Source organism: Streptomyces sp. NPDC025833 (genome assembly GCF_055558055.1).
Window position 1 is genome coordinate 1 of the sequence record NZ_JBVHNF010000062.1, and the last position, 1,224, is coordinate 1,224.

The 1,224-nt window shown below is 73.8% G+C and carries 1 protein-coding gene; it reads right to left on the reverse strand.

The annotated features are described in order from the left end of the window. A partial coding sequence (locus tag ACZ4K2_RS36950) for a condensation domain-containing protein (protein WP_467770027.1) occupies window positions 1–1,224 on the reverse strand: 1,224 nt, incomplete at both ends.

A 1,224-nucleotide genomic window follows, 5' to 3' on the forward strand; every position in this document is an offset into this window, starting at 1 on the left:
GCACGCCCCGCGACCGGCGTGCCGATCGGGATGTCCGTGCCCGCGCCCAGCCGCGTGAGCAGGGCCGCGAGCGCCGCCTGCACCACCATGAACACCGTGGCCTGCCGCTCGCGTGCCAGCCGCACGATCCCGGCGTGCAGCTCCGCGTCCCAGGTGAAGGCGATCGTGGCGCCGTGATGGCCGGCGGTCGCCGGCCGGGGCCGGTCGGTCGGCAGGTCGAGGCGGTCCGGGAGACCGGCGAGGGCACCGCGCCAGTGCTCGATCTGCCGGGAGATGACGCTTTCCGGGTCGCTCTCCTCGCCGAGCACTTCGCGCTGCCACAGGGTGTAGTCCGCGTACTGCACCGGCAGCGGCTCCCACTCCGGGGCCCGGCCGGCCCGGCGCGCCGCGTAGGCCAGGGAGAGGTCGGCGGCGAGCGGTGTCATCGACCAGCCGTCGCTCGCGATGTGATGGGCCAGCAGCAGGACGACGTGCTCGTCGGCGGAAGCCGACAGCACCCAGGCCCGCAACGGGATCTCGCGGGTCAGGTCGAAGGTGTGGCGGGCCGCGGCGGCCACGTCGTCGTCGAGCCGGTCCGGGGTGGTGGCCACGGTCTCGACGACCGGCCGGGCCTCCTCCGCCGGGACGATCCGCTGGTACGGCGTCCCGTCCACCTCGGCGAACACGGTCCGCAGGGTCTCGTGCCGGGTGACGAGGTCGGTCATGGCCCGGCGCAGCGCCGCCACGTCCAGGTCGCCGGCCAGCCGCAGCCGCATCGGCACGTTGTAGGTGGCGCTGGGGCCTTCGAGCCGGTGCAGGAACCACAGGCGCTGCTGGGCGAAGGAGAGCGGCAGCCGCTCCGGGCGGTCCATCGGCACCAGCGCCGCCCGCGCTCCGGCCGCGTCACCGAGCCGTGCCGCGACCCCCGCGACCGTCGGCGCCTCGAACAGGTCCCGCACCGACAGCTCCACGCCCAGCGCCCCACGGACCCGGCTGATCAGCTGGATGGCGAGGAGGGAGTGTCCGCCGAGGTCGAAGAAGTTGTCGTCGATGGTGACGTGGTCGATGCCGAGGGCGTCGGCGAAGATCCCGGTGAGGATTTCTTCGGTCGCGGTGCGTGGGGTCCGGCCGGTGGTGTTGGTGGTGTGTTCGGGTGCGGGCAGGGCGGTGGTGTCGAGCTTGCCGTTGGGGGTGAGGGGGAGTGTGTCGAGGGTGACGTAGGCGGTGGGGAGCATGTAGTCGGGC